Source organism: Stieleria neptunia (assembly GCF_007754155.1).
In the GTDB taxonomy this organism is placed as follows: domain Bacteria; phylum Planctomycetota; class Planctomycetia; order Pirellulales; family Pirellulaceae; genus Stieleria; species Stieleria neptunia.
This window is the reverse complement of record NZ_CP037423.1, coordinates 5,981,284-6,005,323: the sequence shown is the minus strand read 5'-3', so window position 1 is coordinate 6,005,323 and position 24,040 is coordinate 5,981,284. Positions and strand designations below refer to the sequence as shown.

Here is a 24,040-nt window from a genome sequence, read left to right as displayed (position 1 = left end):
GCATTCACGACGACAAATGGGGGATCAGCGACTGGTAAGCCGAGAGGTGGAAAATCCCGACATGTCGGCTGTCGGCAAGCTAGCTTTCGGAGCGGCACCCGGTTGTTGCGGTTCTGAGCGCCGGGCGATCGCGATTCGATTGGTTGCGTCGCGTCAGACCTTGTCTCTGTAACGATTTTGCGGATGAAGTATGCACTTGTCATCACCGGCGTTCTCGCGGGGCTAGCGATCGCGGCTCCCCAACTGGTGGTGTTGGGGTATTTCCTGTTGATCGTGCCGGGGTTGGTCCTTACTGTCGCGCCTACCGTGTTCGTTTACCTGGCCGCGACGGCGGTCGTGCGGCGACTGCTGCCTATCCCCTCGCCCTTGACTGCAACCGCGGTGGCATTCGGTGTCACGCTGCTGCTCGGTTGGGCTGTCATGCAGCCGTTTCGTTTAGCGGCAATCGCTGCGTATCACGCCGACGAGTTGCCTGATGTGGTGCCCAGTCAGGTCATCGAACTTGATGGCCACGTTCGCATCGAAAGGCTGGATCAACGCCACGAGCCTGAATGCGACTACTTGGTCCTCGCCGTGCTCGACTCGCCCCGTGTGAAAAGCTTGACCACAGTCACAGCCGGGCGCAGCGCTGGACGGGACAAACCGTCGGATACCGTGCCCTCCGCCGCCTACGCCTTGGTCTCCGCGAAGTCAGATCCCGCCCCAGGCATATCTCCGAGTAAGCCAGGCCAGATCGTCCGCGAGTATCCGCCGTTGGTTCAAGCGAACCGTGGAATGAGTGTGATCACGGCATGCAAAGGGGTGGAGGCGAAATGGGCGGTGCGATTGGCCGGAGAGGAGCGACTGAGAGAGGTCGACGCGATCGAAGCCGAGGGAGCGGATTGGATCGTCCGGATTGAAAATCCATCGAATCGCCGAACTTCAACCCTGCGTCGGATCACAATCCTTGACTCGAAGGGCACAGTCCGTTTTCGCAAGAGCTATCGCAAGCAGGCTGTTCCCGCTCGCATGTTCTACATTGGTTTTCAAGCGAGTATGGCGGGCGGCCCAGTCTCGGCGTCCTTCCATTTTGGACGTCAGCTCATCGAGTCTGGCCAACGGTCGCTGGAGCTGGAACCCGCGCTGTTGCAAACGATCAAGTTTGCTGTCCCGCCGTGTGACAGACACGCACTGGAGTTGCTACGAAACCAAACCGTCCAGGCACTTGACGACCCGATAGCATCGACCGCCCAGCTCGATCTGGCGCGACACTACCTCGGCTTATTTTTCTTTGACACGACTGCGGGCGACCATGCACTGATCGCGAGAATCGTGGCCGACGATCGCGTCAGAGACATTGAAACGCCAATTAAGAATGTTTTTTCGAAGGACAAGACGCCCGCCGCGATGCGGGATGCTTATGTCGATCGAATTTCCATGGACCACACCTCGGCAAGTCTGCGTCATTGGTTGGCAGAGCGTTTGGCAAGTTTTCCACCGGGAACGTTTGCCAATCCGGACGCCAAGTATCTTGCAATCTGGAATTCGCCGGAGATCTACCAACAAGCGTCACCGCTGATTGCAACGTTGGCTGATCTTGGCCCGGAACAAGCGATGCCTAAACTCAATGAGATGCTCGACACCGCGCTTGCGCTGCCGCATTGGCGGGATCGACGCTCAACCGTTGATGGTATCCGAGCGGCGCTGGTTCGCTTGGGTCCGCAGGCATCGGCCGCAGCACCGCGGATACGAGAACTGTTTCTACGTCGCCCTTCGCCAATTATGAATCATGCCGACGATGCCGATCAGTGGCGATTCGCATTGGCCAGAATGGGTGTCGCGCTCGAGGACTTGCCGGTCTTCCCAGATCAATCACCCAAGTCTGTCGAGCGGAATCTTCGCCAAGTAGCCAACAAGCTCGAACGGTATGAACAGGAACACGCGCCGGAGCAGGAAATATGATCGGTAACATGATCTTCCAACTGTTTAGCTGCAGTGTGCCAATCGCATTCGTAACGTTGGCGGTCATGCAGACGACTGGTTGATTCGCAATTGCTGTGACAACAGGTCTTATCGGCCGTTGCTCACAGGGTCGCTGATCGGCCGGTGAATTGCATCGCGGCCAAAGACGGCGTTCCACAAATCGTTTGGTCGAACTAAGAAACGCTCAATCATTCGAGCTTTCGATGGTGATATCGCCGAGGTCGCGGTCTTCTCCTGGTTGGATCACCAGGGAGCGGAATGCTCGGCCGATCATTCGATTGTCGCGGCTGACTCGAGCTGAATACTGCCACTCGGGCGATAGGCCGAGCACCTCGAAGCGTCCGTCATCGTCGGGAATGATCTTCGATGGCGCGTATCGTTTCCCTTCGACTCGAGCCCAGATCGCAGTTCGATCGTCACGCCGAAGATCCCCCCATTCGATGATCAGTTCTCCATCCGTGATTGGTTCGCCATCCGCGTCGATCAGTCGACCATGGACACGCCCCGCAGCTGACAGCTTGATTTCAAATTGTTTTCCTTCGCCATGCTCGACGATCGTGCCACCGATTAAGTCTCGCGTCCGGTCAAACGCGAACACTTTTCTGCGTTCATCAGGAAGTAGATCTTCCACGACAAAGTCCTTTGGCATTTTATCTTGCCATCCCCACCGCTCATTGCCGCCATAGATTTCCAGTTTCGCGGTTGCGGGCTTTCCACCGGGATCGAGGATCGTGACTGGGATGGGTTGCGATTTTCTGATCGGTAAATCTACCCTCACGACAGACTCCTCCGAATTCGGGTCGACGAGGGCAACCCGGTTGTAGTTGCCGGGGATGAGGAAACTCGGCGCGGTGTCGTAATACGGATAACCGCCGTTGGCATTTCGGTACTTTATCAGTTCAAATTCGCCGTACCCTCTTGGGTAGACCGCCATGCGTGCGTGGTCGCGGTTGCCGGTGCTGAACGCAATCACGCCAGCGGTGGGCAGGACCGGAATGCGGTAATTGCCATCTGCATCGGTGTAATTTTGGCCGTCTACGTCGACACGAATCTTTCCTGGGTAGGTGGTTTCTAAATCGCGATTGCGAAACCAATAGTAGGCAATCGTGCCTTGAAACGGTTCATTTGTTTCCGCTTCGTACGCTCGTCCCTCGGCCCAGATTCCCCGCTTCAATTTGAAGTCGATTTTGTAAGTGCGGTTTGCCGGCATCCCGGTAGATTCGCTGGCGATGGCTTCGACCGGAATGTACGGTTCATTTTTAGGTCCATGGACGATCAAGCGGTTGCCGTTTCCGGCCGGCAATCCGTCGATTCGGAATCGTCCGTCTTTATCCGTCCTGGTCATCCAGTGTTGACGTTCGCGAGTCGACGTCAGTTTCTGATTATTGACGAGATTGGTCTTCACCAAAGCGTCGCTGATCGGCTGTCCCGTTTCGGCATCGGTCACCGTGCCCATCACGACCGACGACGGTCCGATAACCGCCTCGAAATTGGGCGGATACAACTTCGTTGGCGGTTTATGGGCATAGCCCTCGGCTTGTGGAACGGTCACGACGTTTTCACCACCGTCGTTGCGAACAACTAGAGTGGTTGATTCAAAACCGTCTCGCTCGATCAGTAATTCGAAAAAGCAATCGGCCGGCAATTCAGTCAATCTGAATCGACCCTCGGCATCCGTCGTCGCCCTCGGCAAGGCATCGCGGAGCGGCACCTGCTCGATGGTATTAACAAGGCGATTGACATCACGGATCAAATCTTCTTCGGTCTCTGGGACCGGATTTTTTGGGCGTGAATTTTGAATGCCACCGCCGCTGTTCCTGAACCAGCGTTTTGAAAACCACCGAATACGAACGCTTGCGTTCTCGATCGGCTGGCCTTCAATATCGACCAATTTCCCTGACACGGCGGGGCCTTCCTTGTTGAGTTGGAATGTCGCGCCGGGTTTTGGGAGTTGGCTATTCTGCTCAGGCCAATCTGGGTTGAATCCGGTCGCGGAACCGAACTTCCGAGGACTGGCGGTATTGAAGGCGTACCCCTTCGCACGGACAACCATGAGTTCACTCATCTCCCAGACTCCAACTTGATCCGGTGCTGGGGCAGTGCGTTTGAGTTCAAACTTGCCGTTCTCATCTGTCGTGACCTTGACGGGCTTCATCGGGTCATCGTCGTAAACACGACTTCGCCACCAATAGACATCCGCACCGGCCTTTGGTCCGTCGCTACCGAGAATCGTCCCGCGAATCACGCCCAGAGGCACTTCGGCTGAAGTGGGCGTTTCGGCCGTCGCATCGGTTTTCGCCAGCTTTTCTTCTGGCAACTGCGTCGACTCGTCGGTTTCTGGTTGAGCGATTGCCAGGTCCCTCGGCGGACCGGCCGACACGATCGCCGCAGGAGTGAACGACAAACCCGCGATCAAGACGGCTGCCACCGACACGGCTGCTGCTGACCATTTTGCCTTCGTTCCCGCTGCCGTTGAGAGTCGACGACCGTCTTCCATGATTCGCTTGACCCGGTGCTGGAGCATGCTGTTGCCCGACGCAATTCCGACGGCGGAGCCAAGGGGAAAGTCGCAACGTTCGGCTAAGTCAACCAGCCGACGCGCGTAGCATTGACGCGACGCACCGAGCCCCAAAGCGAAGTCGTCGCAAACGTCTTCGGCGGTGCCCTCGATCCAATCCACCAATCGCCACAGCAGTGGTTGGAAAAACAGCAGCGACAGAACCGCGTGGTTCACCATCCGCACGATCAAATCATGACGCTTCAAGTGTGCGAGTTCATGGGCGAGGACATCGCGAATTTCCGCATCATCGCTGGACTCCATCATGCCAACGTCGTCACTGCACAAATGAATGATCGGATTCCATACGCCCGACAAGAACGGACTCTCGAAGTACGGACTGCAAATGACTCGCGGCGACGTCGCTTGAAGGTCGCGGGCCATTTGGTCGCAGAGAGCTTGGATCTCCGAACTTGCCGGCACGCTGCGTCTCAAGGATCGCCTCAGTGACAGAAAAGCTCGGCCGTGCCGGATCAGCAACGCCAGGGACACAACCAACCAAGCCGCGACTGCAATTGTTCTGCAAACGAAGAACGCTCCAGCGCCGGCTGTCGCTGTGGCGTCGATTGTGGTCAGTATCGTTTCGTCGCCAACGTCTTCGACACCGGCCAGCTCGTTTGGCGGTGGAACATCAAACACTGGCTGCAAATCCGAAGCAGCCAACGCGACCGGTTCATTGGGAACAGCCTCATTCTCAATTCTCTGTGGTGGAACGTCGCCGCTGGTCGCAAACTCATTTGGCATCGCGATCGCACGCGTGGAGAACGAAGTATTCGCCTCGGCCGCCACCTCCTGGGTTGGCGTGACGGGCCACCAACCGTCGACTTGTGCTTGTTTCATGCCGACGGTCACCAGGGGCGACACGACCACCGCCACCATTGTAAAGCGATAGATCATCGACAGCACCGCAGCGTCGCGAACCCGGCAAAGCCGAACCACAGCCATCACGCCCAAGATCAAAATCGTTGACTGCACTGCGTACAGCATTCCGATCTGCCAAACCGACTCAATCCAACTGAAAGCGTTCATCACGATCCCTTCTTCTTGGCTTGGCGGTTGATCAGTTTGCGAAGGTCAGCGAGTTCATCCGCGGAAACGTCTTCGCTTTGCAGCAAGTGGGCGACCAACCCTTCGACGCTGCCGCGGAAGACACGGGTGAGCAGGTCTTGGGTCGCCGATTGCTTGAAGTCCGCTTCGCAAATCAACGGAAAGAACGTGAAGGTGCGTCCCTCGGTTTCATGGTCGACCGCTTGCTTATCTTCCAATCCTCGCAGCAGCGTTTGCACGGTGCTGTGAGCGATCGGTTCGGACTGATTGATTCGGTCGGTGATCTCACGAGCGGTCGCCCGTTCGTTTTCCCAGAGCACCTGCATGATCAGCAGTTGCACCCGTCCCAGTTGCGTCGTGTTCATCGGCGTCCTCGATTGGCTCGCGGCGTTTACCCGACTAAATCTATGGCGGTAAACAACCGGCGTCAATCGACATCGACAACTATTTTTTACGAAAACGCTTGACTTGCCTACGCACTGTCGGCAACAATGCCTACACGCAGTAGGTAGGCAGCACTTTCGAGGGATACGGGATATGGCGAAGCCGGACACGACACCGCTGACGCAGGCGCAGCGGGAGATCATGGAGGTGGTTTGGGATCAGGAGGAAGTCACGGTCACACAGGTGCGAGACGAGCTTGGCAAGCGGCGCGAGGTCGCTCGCAACACGATCCAAACGATGATCGTTCGCCTCGAAGAACGTGGCTGGCTGAAGCACCGGACCGAAGGCCGAACGTTCTGGTACTCCGCCAACCGACCTCGCACCGCTTCCCTCGGGGCAAAGGTTGCTCAAATGGTGGATCGGCTATTCGCCGGTTCGCCGGAAGAAATGGTCACAGCGCTCATGGAATATCGCGGACTGTCGGCCGATGAAGCCGATCGGATTCGTGAGATGATCGACACGGCGGAGACGAACTCGCCCAAGAAGGTGAATCGCAAACCGGGCCGAAAACGCGGAGGTCAATCATGAATACACTCTCTGACCAACTGGTTCTGTGGGGAGTCAACGTCTTGATTCACTCGACGGTTTTGGCAGCGGTTTTGTTGTGCGTCGCGATGTTGTTTCGCAAGCGAGCCGCCCTGCGGTATTGGATTCTGTGTTGCGGTCTGTTATTGGTATTGGGCAGTCCCGCGGTTTCGGCATTGATTCAATCCAACGGAAGTGGCTGGGTGGCACTCGCTTTGCCAAATGAATCCGTTCCAGCAACCGCGGTTGCCGTAACCGACCCGCCAATGACGGCAAACGACTTGTCGATGCAACACTTGCCATCACAGCAAGTCAATGCATTCATCACGCCTCCGGTCCCGGACGCGAACCACGTCGAAGAGTTTGCTGATAGGCCCATCGTAAGCAAGCCAATGACGGCTGCCGAGGTTCCGGTGAAGCCCTCCGCTTGGACGTCCGAAGAGTCTCGCTCACCGATGCAGTGGCTCGCGATCATCGTGACCATCGCCACGGCCGTTTGGGCGGCGGGCACGACGCTGTTGCTGGTGCGAATGGCGATAGGCTGGATCCGGCTCGCAGGGATTCTGCGCCGAGCAGAAACCATCGCAGATCCTGATTACGTGGCAGCGTTCACAAAAGCATGTGCGTTGGCCGGTTGTAAGGAAGCACGCATGCCGCGCTTGCTTGCGTCCGATGAAGTCAGCGGCCCGCTCGCCGCGGGAATCTTTGCCGGGTCAGTCGTCCTTCCCAAACAGCTGATTGCGGAGTCGAGTCCGACTGATCTAACCGATGTCCTGATTCATGAAGTCGCTCACGTCGTCCGGCGAGACCCGATTGTCGTTGTGTTGCAAAACCTCGTCGCAGCGATCTATTGGCCGCACCCGCTGGTGCGAAGGCTGAACCGCGAACTCGCCAAAGCCCGCGAAGAGGTCTGCGACAATTTCGTCTTGGCGACGACCGATGCACCCCTCTACAGCCGCACGCTGCTGTCGTTGGCTCAACTCGTCCAGCAGCCCGAAACGCTCCCTGGAAGCGTCGGTTTCTTCGCATCACGTTGGAAATTGGAACAACGCGTCGCGGGGCTACTCGATGAGAACCGCGACACGCAAACTTTATTGAGCAAACGCGGATGGGCATTTGTACTGGTTTCAACGGTCGGTTTGCTGGCAGCCATCTGCTTCGGCACCCTCACCATGGCAACGGCACAGAACAAGATCGATGAATCGACCGCCAAGTCAGAAGCGGATTCAAACGAGCTTGCGATCAGCGGTATCGTTCGCGAACAGAGTGGAGACCCGATTGGCGGAGCGAAGATCTGGTTGGCCGTCACATCGTTCGAGTTCAATAGTGAAGTGAATATGGAGAATCGGGAGGGGTTGCTGCGTGAGTTGGGTTCAACGGATGAGCAGGGCCGGTTTGAGTGCTTACTGGACACAACAACGGCTTTGGAAATCCGCAACCGCCCTCGATTCGCTCGGGTTCAAATTATTGCAACGTCTGATGGGCATGGGATGGATTGGTTGCCACTGGATGTGTTCCAGGACGATCCGATTCCCAGTCAGGAGAGAGGTCTACTGCAGTCCAGAATCGATGACGCGTTTGGCGATGGACGGTTCGCCAGCAGAACACTTGTCTTGCGACCCGAGTCGCAGCCGGTACAGGGACGGCTGGTCGATCTGGAAGGCAACCGATTGTCGAACGTGACCGTGTTCGTCGAAAGCCTTCGTCAACCAAACGTTCCGCAGTTGATGAACGCCCTGGAGAATGCTTGGAAGCAGGGCGTGTATGACGCGATGAGTTCAACTGGCGTCGCTGGCGGACTTGCCAGAACCGAGCTGCAAAAACTCTTCCCTCCGATCAAGACGGACGAAAACGGCGAGTTTCAAATTCGCGGCATTGGCGATGATCAACTAGCCACGCTTGTCTTTCAAGACGAACGTATCGAAGCCCGCCCCGTGCATGTTCTCGGTCGCGAGATGGAGATGGTCAGCCTGCCATATAGGGATCAAAAACCCGACGGAACGAAGGACTTATTCGTCGGACGAGACTTTAACCATTTCGCCGCCCCATCGATTCCAATCGAAGGGACTGTCACGGACTACGACACGGGCAAACCTATCGCAGACGTATTGGTCTCTGTCGAGCGACTATTCAGACACAAGTACGCAAAGTTGCGGCTGGACACCCGCCACATGCGTGCGGTGACCGATGAGCAAGGTCGCTTTCGTATCACCGGGATGCCGCCGGGGGAAGGCCACATTCTTGAAGCCGTTCCGCCAAAGTCCGAGCCTTACCTGCCCGCACCGCAAGAAGTTTCTCTGAGTCTTGAGGATGGCAAGACGAAACGCATCGAAATCAAGCTCAAGCGGGGCGTCTGCATCGAAGGGCGTATCACGGATATAGAAACTGGCGAACCACGATCGGCGGCGATCGACTACATGGCGTTGAGTGAGAACCCATACGCGATCGATGTAGCCGGATGGGACCCCAAGTTGAGGTTAGATCCTGTCCGGGTTGAGCAGCGCTACGTGACGGACAGCGATGGCCGGTATCGTTTGCTCGGTCTGCCCGGACCCGGCGTGTTGTTGGTCACGTCGCTCGATCCGGGTTATCCGTTGGCAACCGGCGTCGAAACGATCGAAGGCTATGATCAGTCCGTTGGCACGCTTCCCACAACGCCTTTTCCCATCAAGGCCTCCAATTGGCACCTGGTAAAACAGATCAATCCGGCGAAAGACGCAATCTCATTGACGACTGACCTGACGCTCGATGGTGGCGTCCGCATTCCCGGTCGCGTCGTCGGCCCCGATGGAAAACCGGTTTCGGACCTTTACGCCCTCGGGTTAACGGAGGGCGACAAGTACTGGAGCCCAAAGTATCACGACAAGGTTCGCTTGACTGATCAGTTCACGGTCAACGGCTATGACGGCAAGGGGCCACGTCAACTGTTCTTTAAAAACCAAGACGAAACGCTCGTCGGACAGTATCGGCTTGAAGGCACCGCACCGCCGGAGATCGCTGTCAAACTCGAACCGTCCGTGCGAGTCACCGGACGTTTGATTGAGAACGAAACCGGTCTTCCCGCGGCGCGATACTTTGTTGCCTGCGGGGAGTGCTTGCTAAGCGGAAACGCTCCGCCATTGGACTTCATGATTCATTGGTGCCATAGCGACAACGATGGCGAATTTGAGATCAAGGGTTTGATGGCAGGTCATGTCTATAAGATGAAGGCTCGCGATCGAAGCGGCAAGAAAGTTGACTTCACGATTGACCTGACGGATACCAAGCCCGGCGATGTCATCGACCTGGACGAGTTCGGTCGCACTTCATCGAAGCGTTCTCGCTATATGTACGTACCGATGCGCATTGGATGGAGTTGTTTGTGAGGGCGGTATCCGCGCGGAAGCCGGCGCGAATTCTGAGCTTGGAGCGTGTCGGCAAAAAGACAAATATCGTTTTGAGTCTGATGCAATGGCAGGAAAATATTGCGAGAAGGAATTGCAGCCGTGAAAGTCGCAAACCTAGCCGAGTGGAAGCCTTATGAGCCGACTGAGTCTCGTCCGTGGGATTTGCGCCTTGTTCATCACCTTCACCGACGAGCCGGATTCGGTGCGAATTGGGGTGAGTTGCAACGAGACATCGACGCCGGTCCACAAGATGCGGTCAGCCGAATCCTGACCGTTGCGAATCTCACCAAGAGTTTCGGCGATGCTGGAATCGGAGGCGAACCGAAAGCCTTGACGAATTCCGCTACGGATTTTGATTCACTTCAGCAACTGATCGGTGACGCTGCGGTCAGTTCCGGTGACATCAATCGGCTGAAGGCGTGGTGGTTCTATCGAATGCTATATTGCGGTGATCCGCTGACCGAACGCATGACGCTGATGTGGCACAATCACTTTGCCACCAGCAACTTGAAGGTCGCCAATGTCGCGATGATGAAACGCCAAAACGACTTGATGCGACAACATGCGTTGGGAAAGTTCGGCGATCTGTTGCGAGCGGTCATCAAGGATGCGGCGATGATGGTCTGGCTGGATGCAAACGCCAATCGAAAAGGCAAACCGAACGAGAACCTCGCTCGCGAGTTGATGGAACTGTTCACGCTGGGGGTCGGACACTACAGCGAAACCGATGTGAAAGAAGTCGCCCGAGCACTCACCGGCTGGACGGTCCGCGGCGGCGATTTCGAGCACGTGATGGCTTACCACGATGGTGGAACCAAACAAATACTCGGTGAGCAGGGGAGTTTTGACGGTGACGACGTTCTGGACATTCTGCTGAAGCAGGAACCGCTTGCCCGTCGAATCGCGATGCGTTTGTGCGAAGCGTTTTTTGGCGAAGCTGTCATCACCGATGACGCGCTCGACGAACTTGCCGGCGGTCTTCGCGACCACGACCTGGATATTGGCTGGGCTGTTGAAACCATTCTCCGCAGCGAAACGTTCTTTTCGGATACCAACATTGGCAATCGTGTGCATGATCCGATTCAGTTCATGATCGGACCTCTACGAGCCTTGGAAATGCTCGATCCGCCGCCGAGCACCTTGTTGCTCGCAGAATGGGCGTCCAAACTCGGCCAAGATTTGTTCTATCCACCCAATGTATTCGGATGGCCCGGCGGTCGGTCGTGGCTAACGACCCGAACGATGATCGGCCGCGCCAACTATGTGTCCGCGTTGTGTCGGGGCGAGTTGCATCGCCCGAACCATCCACCGGACATCGAGGCGCTGGCGATCAAACAGGGTTGTTCGACACCGGCTGATCAATCCAAGCTCGCGAGCACGTTGCTTCTAGGTCACGAGAATGCACCCGGCGACATTGAAGCGATCCTTCGGCGACCGGCGTCGCAACTCGGTTAGTTGAATCCACGAAGACACGGGAACAAACGATGAAAACGAATCGACGACGCTTTCTTGACCAGAGTTCCACCGTAGTGTTGGGAGCAATGACCTCGCTGGTCAGCCGGGCAGTGGTGGCCGACGACCGTTCTCTGCCGGGACAAAACGGCAAGATCTTGGTCGTGATCCAGATGAGCGGCGGCAATGACGGAATCAACACGATCGTCCCCTATGCCGACGAAGGTTACGCAAAGCACCGCAAGAAACTGCGATTGTCGACGGATCGGCTACTCAAGATTGACGAGTCGGTGGGATTTCACCCGTCGATGCGTTCTGCGGCGGATCTGCTTGAACAAGGTAAGCTTGGAATCGTACAAGGTGTCGGCTATCCGAACCCGAGTCGTTCGCACGACACGAGCATGGCGATCTGGCACTCGGCCCAGGTCGGCGGCGAAGAGACGCTGCGATCCCACGGGTGGCTTGGCAAGGCGATGGACACAACCCGCGAAGCCGTCATCGGGGGTGGAGCAAAAGATCCCGACATGATATTGGTCGGCGACGAATCCCCACCACTGGCCATCCAAAGTCGTCGCTCGACCGCCGTGACACTGTCTAGCCTAAGCGACTTGCGACTTCGTCGACCCGCCGTCGCACAACCGACAATTCAAAACGACCAGACGCCTAACTCCTCGCTTGCCCGGTTCGTCGATCAGACGATGCAAAACGCGATCACCACGGCGAGTGTATTGGAGCAAAACATCGAGGATAGAATCGATGGCAGTGCCAAGTTCCCGTCCACAAGGCTCGGGCAGCGCATGCAGACCATTTCAACCATGGTCAAAAGCGGTTTTCAAACGCCCATCTACTACGCGATCCACAGCGGCTACGACACCCACGCGGCTCAATTGCCGTCGCACGCGCGTTTGCTCAGAGAATTTTCCGATGCGGTCAAAGCGTTCATGGACGACGTGGAGGCTGCAGGAATCTCCGATCGAATCTGCGTGATGGGCTTTAGCGAATTCGGCCGGAGGGTCACCGAGAATGGTTCCGAAGGAACCGACCACGGAACCGCCGGCCCCGTCTTCCTTGCCGGCAGCCAAGTCCGATCCGGGTTGATCGGATCAACACCCAAACTGTCCGACCTCGTCGACGGTGACCTGCAAATGACCACCGACTTTCGCAACATGTACCAGGAAGTCGCACAAAAGTGGTTGGGCACCGCACTGAAATTGCCTGTGCCACGACAATCTTTGCCTATCAGCCTGTTTGACGCTTAGCCGTCTGGCCCGATGGGAATGCCAATGCGAAAGCCAAAGAAGCCGCATTTGATCGAGCAACGCGATCGCTGATTCCCCAACCTCACGATGTTCCGAATGCCCCGGACTGTTGCTAGATACCCAGACTTGCCGAGTTCTGCTACGAAATTTGCGTTTCTGTATGCTCTTCGATATAAACCTGAGAAGATTGACGTTCAAGCTATTGAAGAGGATCGCATTGCGTCGAGTCGCGGGAAGGCCAAGTCCGACAAAACTTTACACCTAATCTCGAAGCGGATGCCCCGAGTTGTTCATCGAATTTAATTGTCGGCCAATTCACTACTACACTGCTGCAAGAGACCAGATCATGACACTTCTTCGCCTGGCAATTTTCGTCGTGTTATCGGTTACGACGATCGCAATTCACGCTGAACCGCCACCACAAAAAACTGGCGATGTTGGAGATGAAGGCGCAACGCAAACGGTCAAAGAGTTTCTTCAGGAACTCCAAGAAGAGAAAACCATCATCCTCAAGAATCGCATGGACGCGATGAAGAAGCTCTTCGATCTTGGCAACTTGTCCCTCGACTCATTTTTGGATGCAGAGCGTGACTATCTGGTCGCCCAAGCTTCGCCGTTTCATGCAGAACGCGACGAGATCAAAGCACTGCGGGCGATCTTCAAGAATCGTCAACGGCTGGAGAAGTACCGCGTATCTTGTTTCAAGAACGGCGCGTGCTCCGAGGAGGAGCTGACACAAGCACGATTGCAACGGCTGGACGCACACATTGCGTTGATTAGCAAGCTACCGCCACAGGCCACGATTAGAAAACGCGAATAGCTGCAACTCGCTCTTTGTTTCACGCGGACTTTCCCTGCAGTCCACTCGATTCGACTCAGGCCCAGCGGGACGCAGGCCTGGGAAGGGATATCCAAGCCGCTAGGGCGCAGGTGGTGCTTGCAGTCTCGGCGATCGACTGGCAGTTGCCGCTCTGCACTTCAAACACTCTTTCGGCGGTACCCGTCATGACTCATGAGATTCAAGATTCCGTCACAAGGAAAGCTTCTGGCTTCCAATTCGCCATCGCTGGCAGGATCGAGTTCCTGAATGCGGATCACTGGGACAATGTGACTGCGGAGTCATCTGTGTTCTTGAGTCGCCGGTACTTGAGTTCCGCTCAGGATGAGTTCTTTGAAGCGATTGTTCGCGACTTCGCCATCGTCTACGACAAGGAAGAACCGGTGGCCGCAATCGCGACTCAAACATTCGATGTTGTCGGAACTCAACTGATTGGTGGAAATTCAGCGTTACCGCAGAATCTGCCCGAGCAATGGAAACGGAAGTCACTGTCATTGCTAAAACGCCGGATCATGATTTGTGGCAATGTTCATACATGGGGGCCACATGGCGTGGCAATCGCGGCGGGCCAGGATCATCAACGCGTTTGGCAGGGCATCGCCGAATGTCTGTATCGAATCCGACGCGCCAATCGACTCCATGGCCAGGTCGACTATGTGATCGTCAAAGACCTACTCGAATCGGACCCGTTGGATGCGTCGGCATTGGAACCGTTTCGCTACCGATCGATGGAGACCGAGCCGAACATGGTTCTTTCGCTTCATCCACAGTGGCAGTCGATGGACGACTATCTGGGTAGTTTGACAAAGCGTTACCGCGCTGCAGCGAGGAAAGTCAAAAAGCCGTTCGATTGCGACACTCTTTCAGTATCGCCGATTGAAAACCTAAGAGACGAATCAGACCGAATCTTGGAATTGTACAAGGCGGTGGCAGCGAAGGCAGATGTCTGCCTGTTTGAATTGAACATCACGACGCTTCCACGAATCGCCGAATCGTTGGATGATGATTTCGAGACGATTGGGATCCGTGAAAATGGATTGTTGATCGGATACGTGACTGTCATTCGTGACGGCGAAACAGCAATCGGTTTCTACTTGGGCATGGACTACGAAGCAAACGCACGATTGCCCGTCTATCACGCATTGCTGTTGGCCGTGATCGAACAAGCCATTCGTTGGCGATGCAAACGCATTTCGTTTGGACGAACGGCGTTGGAGGCCAAGAGTCGTTTGGGTTGCAAACCCGAGACCGTTCACGTTTGGGTCAGGCATCGTGTTCCTCTCCTCAATTTTGTCGTTCACCAATTACTGAAGAACGTCAATCACGACGAACCGCCAGAGCGAAATCCGTTTAAGGATGCCAACAATGAAACGCTGCCTTGAATGCTTCGTGGCTGCGATTGCTTTGGGGGTTGCGGTACCCATTCGCTTGTCCTTTGGAATCTTGCGAATTCGGCCCCGTTGCCATTGCCTGAGCGGTATGCGACTTGCATACCACTGAGGGGTAGATTGAGCAACGACCAATTGGCAGCCAGGAGAGATCATGGACCACACCGAAGATAGAGCGAGGGAGAAGCAGATCGATCCGGTTTGCGGAATGACCGTCCCCGCGGATAGCCCACGATCGGCCGAGTTTGAAGGCGAGAAGTACGTGTTTTGCAGCGATCGGTGCTTGACGAAGTTCGAGCACGACCCGGCGGGCGTGCTTGCAGACAAAGATGGGGAGAGTGGGAGTCCGGGAGATGGGAAGATGGAGCATTCGTGCTGTGGCGGATCAGCGACCAAGGCGAAGCGAAAACCATCATCGACGCAACGTCTTCCCGACTCCCCCTCTCCCGACTCCCAGACTCTTTTTACTTGTCCAATGCACCCGGAGATCGAGCAAGTTGGCCCCGGCGATTGCCCGATTTGTGGAATGGACTTGGAGCCGAAGGTCGTCGCGTTGGATGACGAGGGTGAAGATCAACAATACGCCGACATGAAACGTCGCTTTTGCGTTGGCGTTGCGTTGTCGGTGCCATTGCTCGTGATCGCGATGGGGCCGATGGTGGGTTTGCGGGTCGCGGATTGGATGAGCCAAACCGTCTTTGGCTGGGTGCAGTTGGCGTTGGCGACACCGGTTGTGTTCTGGTGCGGATGGCCCTTGTTGGTTCGTGGAGCCAAGTCATTTCGCACGATGAACTTGAACATGTTCTCGTTGATCGCGGTGGGCACGTTGGCGGCGTATCTGTTCAGTTTCGTCGTCGTGTTGCTTCCTGGTGTGATCCCGGAAGCCTTTTTCGAAAACGGTGTCCCGCCACTCTATTTTGAAGCCGCGGCGGTGATCATCACGCTGGTGTTGCTTGGACAAGTATTGGAACTGCGAGCACGACAACAGACGGGCGGAGCGATTCGCGAACTCATGAAGCTTGCTCCCGACACGGCGCACCGAATGACAGACGATGGCGAGGAAGACGTCTCGCTCGATTCAGTCCGCCAAGGCGATCGGCTGCGCGTTCGTCCTGGCGAAAAAGTTCCGGTCGATGGAAAAGTATTGAGTGGGTCGAGCAGCGTTGACGAGTCGATGCTGACGGGCGAGCCGATGCCGGTGAAGAAAGTGGAAGGCGACGAGATCACGGGCGGGACCTTGAACCAGACCGGTGCGCTCGTGATGGAGGCCGTCGGTGTTGGCGGCGACACCGTTCTGAACCGGATCGTGCAAATGGTTGCCGACGCTCAACGAAGTCGCGCGCCGATTCAGAAGCTTGTCGATGTGGTCGCTCGTTACTTCGTGCCGGCGGTAATCGCTTGTTCGATTCTCGCGTTCATCGGCTGGGCCGTGTTTGGTCCTGAACCGCAACTCGCTCATGCGTTCGTAGCGGCCGTTGCGGTGTTGATCATTGCTTGTCCATGCGCGCTAGGGCTGGCGACGCCCATGTCGGTGATGGTGGGTGTTGGCCGCGGTGCCAAGGAAGGCGTCTTGATTAAGAACGCGGAAGTCCTTGAAGTCATGGAGAAGGTTGACACGATTGTTGTCGACAAGACGGGCACGCTGACGCAGGGACGACCGGAAGTGACGGGGGTCGAAACGTTTGGTGGCTGGAATGAGAATGATGTGTTGACGTTGGCTGCTGCGGTCGAAGCCCAGAGCGAGCATCCGTTGGCTCAGGCGGTCGTTCGCCGAGCGAAGGCGGATGAGTTGCAGCTTGTGGAGGCAGAAGAGTTCAACAGTATCACCGGTGGTGGCGTTCGCGCCCGCGTCGATGATCATGATGTGTTGATCGGCAAGGCTGACCTTTTGGTCGAACAAGGCATCGAGGGCGTCGATGCGGGTCGGGACAAAGCGGGATCGCATCAGGCCGAGGGGGCGACGGTTGTGTTTGTGGCGATCGACGGCAAGTTGGCGGCAATCCTGGCCATCACGGACCCAATCAAGCAAAGCACTCCTGCAGCACTTAAGACCTTGCATGAACTGGCATTGAAAGTCGTGATGTTGACCGGCGATGCCGAACCGACCGCGAAAGCCGTCGCATCGAAACTGGGCATCGACGAGTTTCATGCCGGGTTTTCGCCCGAGGAAAAGCATGACTTCGTCCGCAAGCTGACGGAGAAAGGCAAAACAGTTGCGATGTGTGGCGATGGAATCAACGACGCTCCTGCACTCGCCGAAGCGAATGTTGGCATCGCCATGGGCACGGGGACGGGCGTTGCGATTGAGTCCGCCGGCGTCACGCTCGTCGGTGGCGATCTGCGCGGGGTGGCGGCGGCGGCGAACTTGAGTCGCAAAACGATGAGCAACATTCGTCAAAATCTGTTCTTCGCTTTCATCTACAACGCACTGGGAATTCCGGTCGCGGCTGGGTTGCTGTATCCAATCTTCGGCGTGCTGCTGAGCCCCATGATTGCAGCGGCAGCGATGAGTTTTAGCAGTGTATCCGTGATTGCAAATGCGTTGCGATTGCGTGCCGCTAAACTCACGTAATCCGTGGCAAAGCAGGATTTCGCTTCTAAGGAAAGCCGATCAATCCCCATCTAACAACTATCGGCATTGGCATTCGGCGTGCCATGGCGATGACCGACCAATTCGGTCGCGCATCACACAGACCATCGGGCCTTCGCGTTGGAATTTGAGCCTTCTCCTGACCTTCGGATACCTCGGCACCGTATTTGCAGATTCTTTGGGCACTCGAATCACAAACCCACTAAGGAAAAGGACATGTCCAACTACCGACTCTTTGGAGCAATGATCGCAACGTCGACCACCGTCATGCTGTTGTTGATGTATCTGAACACCTACGCGATCGACCACGTTTACTGGAGCGAGACTCGCTTTTACATGGCACTCGTGATGGGAGCGACGATGGCGGTGATTATGTTGTCGTTCATGCTCGGCATGTACAAGAGTACGAAGACCAACGCGGCCATTTTCGCTACCAGCGTCGCCGTCTTCGCCGGGTCGCTGTACCTCGTACGCAGCCAAGAGACCGTCGAAGATGTCTCGTGGATGAAGGCGATGATCCCACACCACTCGATCGCGATCCTGACCAGCGAACGAGCCGAAATCAGCGACCCACGAGTCCGCGAACTGGCCGACCAAATCATCGAAGCCCAAAGGAAGGAGATCGCAGAGATGAAGAAGCTGATTGCGGATTTGGAAGAGGAAAACTCTTCTACTGTTGCGTCGAGATAAACGCCTCGCGAGCGAGTTTGCTGATCGCGATCATGTCGTGGTCTTTGTTCCAACTCATGATGAACGCGAGCATGCTGATGATGAGTAGTGTCAGCACCAACGCACCGAAACGAGGCATCCGAGACGACAACTCGGCCACGGCAACAATCACCGCAGCCGAAATCAACGCTTTGACAATCAACCACACCTTGATCGGTCCTTGATGAAAGCGTGCGGCCTACTCGTGGTCGCTGTGAGCTTCTTCCTTGAAGTCGCCTGTATACGGCGTGCCACCAATCACCCCCGTCATGCTGCCTTCGTACTCTTGGACGACGCCAAGCTTTTCATGCGTGCCGATGAACCGTGACGCTTTGCCGTCGGGATCGCTATCTTCAGGTGACGCATCCAGAGTCACCGTCATTTCGGGATCGACGATGTTCAGCTCAATGGTATCGGCATCAATTGGGGCGGACGTCTTTTCATCGCCTCCCAGGACATAGGCGGTTGCTTGAGTCTTGTCGTGATCGACGGTGAATTCGACGTGGTACTTTCCGCCACCCCAGTCGGCGATTGTGCCGCCGTGAGGGCCAGTTCCGTGGCCATGGCCGGCAACACTGTGATCCCTTTCGTCGCCTTCGACGTCATCATGGGCATGTTCGTCTGCCCCGACATTTGGTGCCGGTGTCGTGGACGCGGTTTCGTGCTTGCAACCGACGAAGCCCAGAAGGCAAGCGGCGGTGAGCAGCGAAGCGAAGAAGTTTTGAATGTTCATGGAATGGTTCCTAAAATAGAGAATGAATTTTTTTCGTAGCAGTCGGTTGTGTGAGCTAAATCATTGCCAGTTCGTCCTCCTCTGTTTTTTGCTCGGCAAGCCGCGCGGCGTCTCGGCCGCTGAACTTCCAAAACAGTCCTGGGTGAATCAGGAATTCGCAAAAGGTTGACGTGGTCAATCCACCAAGGATGACCGTTGCCACCGGGTAAAGAATTTCACGTCCAGGTTCTTGGCCACCCAAAACCAATGGAATCAGTCCAATGCCCGCGGTAAGCGCCGTCATCAACACAGGTGCGAGTCGTTCAAGGCTTCCGCGAACGATCATCGCTTGCGAAAAGTCTTGACCTTCCTCTTTCATCAAGTGGAAGTAATGCGTTACCAGAAGAATCCCATTGCGAACCGCGATCCCACCGAGCGAAATGAAGCCAACCAAGCTTGCGACCGTTAGACTTTGCTGCGTGATGACCAACGCCAGCACACCGCCGATGAACGCGGTCGGCAAGGCATTGAGAACTTGCAGGACGATACGCACCGATGGAAACAGCAGCATCAGCACCACAAACATTCCAACGATGGAGATGCCGGCCAGAACGATGATCAGCTGAGTCGCACGCTGCTGGCTTTCAAACTGCCCGCCATACTCGATGAAATAGCCGATCGGCATTTGCACTTCATCGTCGACTCGTTGTTTGATTTCCCCCACCGCACTGGCAAGATCACGGCCCTGCGTATTGCAGCGGATCACGATCCGTCGGCGGGCGTTTTCCCGATTGACGGAGTTTGGCCCCGTGCCTTCACCGATGTCTGCGACCTCTCGCAGTTCAATCTGCCCGCGTTCGGTTTCGTCGGCTTGATGCGGCAAGTCGATACGAAGACGCCCGAGATTGGCATAGTCGGTCCGATACTCCTCTTCCAAGCGAACGAGTAGATCGAAACGACGTTGGCCTTCGAGTACTTGTGAGACCACCTCGCCTTGCAAAGCCGTTTGCAACACGTTGGCAACGTACTCTCGAGTCAGGCCGTGCAGAGCCAAGTCGTCTGCGCGCAACTCGATGTGCAACTCGGCCGTTTCGCGAATCGGCTCGACGATCGGAGGCGTGATGCCAGGGATATCCTGGATCGTGTTTTTGACTTGCTCTGCTACACGACCAAGCGTGTCGAGATCATCGCCGTGAATTTTGATCGCAATTTGAGCGTAGACGCCCGAAACCATGTGGCTGATCAAGTGGGCAAGCGGTTGTTCGACTTCAATGTCAACACCCGGCGCTTCGTCGCTGATCTTCTCCAGCAAATCGGCAAGGATGTCCTCGCGATTCGTGCCGGAGTCCGGATTCATGCTGAGGATGTATTCGCCAAAGTTCACCGGCGATGCATGTTCATCCATCTCGGCCCGACCGGTCCGGCGAACAAAATACAGAATTTCTCCGTTGGGCGTTTCGTCTGTCTTCTGCATTGACTGAAAGACCGCGTCGATAGCACGCGACACCTTGTTCGACGCATCCAGTGACGAACCCGGCGGCAGCGTCACGTTCACTTGGATGCTGCCTTCGTCGAAGGGCGGCAAGAAGTTTCTGCCCAACTGGGACATTTGCCAAGCCGCCAGCGCGACGGCGATCCAAGTCAGGATCAGCAGCGTGCGAGGCATTGACATGCTAAGTCGTATCAGCGGCGTGACGAGCTTCTTCAGCCCGTGCAGCAAGAACCCGTCGCCCTGGTGGTGAGTCGCACCTGACTTTGGAAGCAAGTAGTACGAAAGCACCGGCGTGACTGTCATCGACACGACGAACGATGCGAGAATTGAAACGATGTACGCAAGGCCAAGCGGCGTAAACAAACGGCCTTCCACTCCCGAGAGCGCGAACAGTGGCAGGAACGAAAGAATGACAACGGCGGTGCCGAAAACGATCGAACTGCGAATCTCTTTACTCGCTTCAAAGACAATGACGATCGACGGCTTTTGTTCTTCGATTGGCAGCGAGTTGTTTTGCTTCAAACGCCGAAAAATGTTCTCAACGTCTACAATCGCATCATCGACCAATTCGCCCATGGCAACGGCGATACCGCCAAGCGTCATGACGTTGATCGACAGTTCACTGCCGCTAAGGATCCCGACCAATCGGAAAACGAGTGTTGTCAACACAAGCGACAGCGGAATGGCGGTTAGCGTGATGAACGTCGTACGGAAATTCAGCAGGAACAGGAACAACACGATGATGACCAGCACAGCACCGATCACGAGGGCTTCTGCAACGTTAAAGATCCCGCGGTCAATGAAGTTCTTCAGTCGAAACAATTCGCTATTGACGATGATGTCGGCTGGCAACGACGCTTCGACTTCCGCGAACGCCGCCGCAACATCGTCGGTCAGTTGCCGTGTATCGACGTGCGGTTGTTTGACCGTCGTGAACACGATTCCAGGCCGACCGTTGACACTTCCGTCGCCCCGCTTGAACTGCGGTCCCTCGGTCACTCGGGCGACTTGTTCGAGCAACACGGAGCGTTTCGGATTGCTGCCGACCGGCACCTTTTTGAGGTCTTCAATGACGACTCGCGATTGCGGCCCGAGTCGCCCAAGCACACGAATCGGGCGTTCCGTCTCGCCTGTGACGGCGAACCCGCCGCTCGTGTTGATGTTGCTTTCCCGCAGCGCTTTCTCAACGTCTTGCACCGTAATGTCGTATTCCAACAGTGCGGTGGGGTTGATCAAAATCTGATACTGTTTTCGATCGCCGCCCTGCATGAAGACTTCCGCGACGCCTGTTGTCTTCAAGAGCCGAGGCCGGATGATCCAGTCGGCGATCGTACGAAGTTCGAGTTGTTGCTTTGTGTCGCAATAGAAGTTTGCTTCATAGGTTCGATCGTCGATCGCAATCGTCGCGGTTGGGGTGTTTGGCTCTTCGGCCGTCGACCAGTCGGCGAATTGCGGATCAAGTTTCTCCCAAGTCGCAAAATCGTGTCGATCGCCCGGTCGCCAAACGTCGATGCGAGGCGTCTTTCCGTCGGCCTCGATCATTTCCGCCATCAGATTGGTCGTTCCAACTTGAGCGAGTTTTCCGCCATTGGGACCGTCTTGGCGATAGATCCCCGCGATGATGATCTGGCCCATGATTGAGGACGGCGGTGTCATCTGCGGCCGAATTCCGGCGGGCAGGATCCCTTCGAGCGTGGTCAATCGTTCTTGCACGGTCTGGCGAGCCGCGCGAATTTCGGTCGACCAATCGAATTCGATGAAGATGATGTTCAAGCCGGAAGTCGACTGACTGCGGACGGCCTGCACTCCGTTGGCCCCCATCAACGCGATCTCGATCGGCTGAGTGACCAGCGTTTCAACTTCCTCTGTCGCCAGGCCGGGTGCTTCGGTGATGATGACAACGCGAGGCCGATCAAGGTCTGGAAAGACGTCGATCGACATTTGGGTGGCAAGGTACGAACCGTAGACCAGCACGATCAAACTGATCGCGACGACCAGCATGCGGTAACGCAAAGAGAATTTGATGATTGAGTCGAGCATGTTGAGCCTCTCAGTGTGCGGCGTGAACGGTTCCGTCCGGATGGACGTGCAGGCCGGGCTGCTCGCCGCTGGCTGTTTGCGATTTCAAGACTCGATTTAACGATGCGGCGGAACTCTGGGCCAAATAGCTTCCGCGTGGAATGCTGCCGTCATTGGCGATCACAATCGACTGTCGGTCTTCGTGCAGCACATGAACCGGCAACTGTTTGAAGAGGTCGCCGTTCTGACGGAACACATACGCCTCGGGGCCGTCACGCACGACCGCTTCGGCAGGCACAACGATGACGTCCTCAAACTGCTCGACCGGCACGCGAATCCTGGCTCGTTGGCCGGGCCGGAATCGCCAAACCAAGAACTGTTTTCCCGATTTTGTGTAGGCGTGAGACTGATTCGATAATGGGATAAAGAAGTCAAAGGTGCGGCTATCAGGGTCGATCGAATTCGATAGATGCCGAATGTGAAACGATTGCGCGATCATCGGCCAATCACTGGCTTTGTCCTCCGCAAACTCGATCTCGACGGGACGATTCTCTGCCGCCGCCTTTTCCAAGAACGACGCTTCGCGTTTGAAGGCGTGTCCAACGACGTACAGCGATTGGTGGTTCGATAACTTGGCGAGCAACTCGCCGGCTTGCACCTGCTGGCCCATTTCCACGCTCAATTCTTGGACTTCATAGGCCACGTGGCTCGATGAAGAGGAATCTGTGATAAGATTCGCTTGCTGAACGGGCTTTCTGGATTCGTCGATCGAAGTATTTTGCCCAACCAATGGTGGTGGGGCGGTGACTTCGATGGTTGAGACGAACTGCCCTTGTTGTTGAACGAGATCAATTTGCTCGGGACGCAAGCCACGGGTCAGCAAATCTTGCCGAGAGGATTGAATGATCGCTCGCTGGCGGCTCATGTCCGCTCGCAGTTCGATCATCTTTGCCTTGGACACAGCACCTGCGCTAACGGCTCCGGACAAGCGGTCGATCTGCTCTTGAATGATGCCGATCTCTCGGTTTGCCTTGAAAAGTTGTGTTTGCGTGCTCTGCAGGTATTCACTGAACAGGCGGAGTGTGAACAGGGGATTGCCAGGTCCCATCGTGTCGCCCGGAAACGCATGAATCGCGGTCACGATGCCAACCGCAGGCGACGTTACACCCCGATCTGACAACCCCGGGCGATCTGCTACGACACCGGGGATGGTGACCGAGCGCCAGTACGATTGCGGCTTCGCGGGAGCGGATGACAAGCCAAGGTTTTTCCTTGCTTGCTCGCTGATCTCAAGCACCGTCTGCTTCTCGGCAGACTCGCCCGACGAGCTAGCAGGCGGCGTATCGCTTACCTCTTTACTACCGAACAATTCAGCTCGGAAGAACCAGAGTGCGGCGACCACGCCGATGATGATTGTCGGCCCGACCAGGGCTTGGAAAACGGATAGGAAGTGTTTCATTGTGTGGTTCAATCTCGACGGATCTTCAGCGGGCAGCACCAACCGGTAACGAAAATCTGCAAAGACTTCCGGCTAGACCGAATGGTTGGATCGAAACTCTTGATGAGTTCCGCTACGGAGAAGCAGGTGCAACGCAGTCAAAGAGTGCGCGCACGCTTCCGTTACAGCCGAAGAGAGGCCGTGAGAAGGTAGATTGGTAGAG

At 56.1% G+C, this 24,040-nt stretch carries 15 protein-coding genes; 9 read left to right on the top strand and 6 right to left on the bottom strand.

Translation table 11 applies throughout. From position 1 onward, the window contains the following. Positions 1–183 precede the first annotated feature (183 nt). Entirely contained in the window at positions 184–1,941 is a 1,758-nt protein-coding gene (locus Enr13x_RS20945) for a hypothetical protein (protein ID WP_145388863.1), read from the top strand. Between the two features lie 205 nt (positions 1,942–2,146). On the opposite strand, the gene Enr13x_RS20940 is transcribed toward Enr13x_RS20945, so the two are convergent. Continuing rightward, a complete protein-coding gene (locus tag Enr13x_RS20940) occupies positions 2,147–5,548 on the bottom strand; it encodes a M56 family metallopeptidase (protein ID WP_145388862.1) in 3,402 nt (1,133 codons plus the stop codon). Next, positions 5,548–5,931, bottom strand: coding sequence for a BlaI/MecI/CopY family transcriptional regulator (locus Enr13x_RS20935; protein ID WP_145388861.1), 384 nt, complete (start codon positions 5,929–5,931; stop codon positions 5,548–5,550). Before Enr13x_RS20935 ends, Enr13x_RS20940 begins: the two co-directional genes overlap by 1 nt. A gap of 172 nt (positions 5,932–6,103) precedes the next feature. On the opposite strand from Enr13x_RS20935, the gene Enr13x_RS20930 reads away from it, so the two are divergent. The 8 genes from Enr13x_RS20930 (at position 6,104) to Enr13x_RS20895 (ending at position 18,138) form a co-directional block, all read left to right on the top strand. Then, complete coding sequence (locus tag Enr13x_RS20930) at positions 6,104–6,538, top strand: BlaI/MecI/CopY family transcriptional regulator (protein ID WP_145388860.1); 435 nt, start codon at positions 6,104–6,106, stop codon at positions 6,536–6,538. Beyond that, positions 6,535–9,900 (top strand): M56 family metallopeptidase, encoded by a 3,366-nt coding sequence (locus tag Enr13x_RS20925; protein WP_145388859.1) that lies wholly within the window; start codon positions 6,535–6,537, stop codon positions 9,898–9,900. The genes Enr13x_RS20930 and Enr13x_RS20925 overlap by 4 nt, the downstream gene beginning before the upstream one ends. Before the next feature lie 120 nt (positions 9,901–10,020). Then, complete coding sequence (locus Enr13x_RS20920; protein ID WP_145388858.1) at positions 10,021–11,376, top strand: DUF1800 domain-containing protein; 1,356 nt, start codon at positions 10,021–10,023, stop codon at positions 11,374–11,376. Positions 11,377–11,405: 29 nt separating this feature from the next. Next, complete coding sequence (locus Enr13x_RS20915) at positions 11,406–12,632, top strand: DUF1501 domain-containing protein (RefSeq protein ID WP_145388857.1); 1,227 nt, start codon at positions 11,406–11,408, stop codon at positions 12,630–12,632. Between the two features lie 346 nt (positions 12,633–12,978). Further along, positions 12,979–13,452, top strand: coding sequence for a hypothetical protein (locus Enr13x_RS20910; protein ID WP_145388856.1), 474 nt, complete (start codon positions 12,979–12,981; stop codon positions 13,450–13,452). Between the two features lie 326 nt (positions 13,453–13,778). Continuing rightward, positions 13,779–14,852, top strand: a complete 1,074-nt coding sequence (locus Enr13x_RS20905; protein WP_197455255.1) for a GNAT family N-acetyltransferase — start codon at positions 13,779–13,781, stop codon at positions 14,850–14,852. 160 nt (positions 14,853–15,012) lie between these two features. Then, positions 15,013–17,430, top strand: a complete 2,418-nt coding sequence (locus tag Enr13x_RS20900; RefSeq protein WP_145388854.1) for a heavy metal translocating P-type ATPase — start codon at positions 15,013–15,015, stop codon at positions 17,428–17,430. Positions 17,431–17,664: 234 nt separating this feature from the next. Continuing rightward, positions 17,665–18,138: a DUF305 domain-containing protein gene (locus Enr13x_RS20895; RefSeq protein ID WP_145388853.1), complete on the top strand. Its 474-nt coding sequence runs from the start codon at positions 17,665–17,667 to the stop codon at positions 18,136–18,138. Here the strand turns inward: Enr13x_RS20895 and Enr13x_RS20890 are convergent. Genes Enr13x_RS20890 through Enr13x_RS20875 form a run of 4 tightly spaced genes read right to left on the bottom strand, consistent with a single transcriptional unit; the run spans position 18,119 to position 23,838 of the window. After that, positions 18,119–18,325 carry a hypothetical protein gene (locus Enr13x_RS20890; protein ID WP_145388852.1) on the bottom strand — a complete coding sequence of 69 codons (207 nt, stop codon included), beginning with the start codon at positions 18,323–18,325 and terminating at the stop codon, positions 18,119–18,121. The genes Enr13x_RS20895 and Enr13x_RS20890 overlap by 20 nt on opposite strands. 30 nt (positions 18,326–18,355) lie before the next feature. After that, positions 18,356–18,889, bottom strand: coding sequence for a hypothetical protein (locus tag Enr13x_RS20885; protein ID WP_145388851.1), 534 nt, complete (start codon positions 18,887–18,889; stop codon positions 18,356–18,358). A gap of 55 nt (positions 18,890–18,944) precedes the next feature. Next, positions 18,945–22,400: an efflux RND transporter permease subunit gene (locus tag Enr13x_RS20880; protein ID WP_145388850.1), complete on the bottom strand. Its 3,456-nt coding sequence runs from the start codon at positions 22,398–22,400 to the stop codon at positions 18,945–18,947. A gap of 10 nt (positions 22,401–22,410) precedes the next feature. Then, a complete protein-coding gene (locus tag Enr13x_RS20875; RefSeq protein WP_145388849.1) occupies positions 22,411–23,838 on the bottom strand; it encodes an efflux RND transporter periplasmic adaptor subunit in 1,428 nt (475 codons plus the stop codon). Positions 23,839–24,040 lie beyond the last annotated feature (202 nt).